Source organism: Bacteroides sp. HMSC067B03 (assembly GCF_001811315.1).
In the GTDB taxonomy this organism is placed as follows: Bacteria; Bacteroidota; Bacteroidia; order Bacteroidales; family Bacteroidaceae; genus Bacteroides; species Bacteroides faecis.
Genome location: NZ_KV804384.1, coordinates 1 through 330, shown reverse-complemented (window position 1 = coordinate 330; position 330 = coordinate 1). Strand labels below are relative to the sequence as shown.

Below are 330 nucleotides of genomic sequence, written 5' to 3'. Positions count from 1 at the left end.
ATGCCCCTCCGCTGACCTGATGGATCATGAAAAGCCCGTTGGCAGGCATGGAGAACGATGTACAGTTGATAGCAATGTAGGTTGCCGCACTGGCTACCAGTGCACCGCCTTCACCCGTAATTTTGCCGGGAAACTTCTTGATCACGTTCACGATTTCGTTGGCTTCGAAGCATTCACCACCCGGACTGTTGATATAGATGTGCACGTCCTTGACCCCTGATTTGATCAGTTCCTCAACTTTGGAAGTGAATTCAGCTTCCGTTTCCCTCCATTTTGATATTGTGCCTTTGAGTTCGATCCGGGCACGTCCGTTTTCCGCTGTTGCAGTCA

General features: G+C 50.3%; 1 protein-coding gene. It reads right to left on the bottom strand.

Annotation, left to right across the window (positions count from 1 at the left end):
• The coding region (locus tag HMPREF2794_RS15970; RefSeq protein WP_210403600.1) for an ATP-dependent Clp protease proteolytic subunit at positions 1–330 on the bottom strand (330 nt) is incomplete at both ends.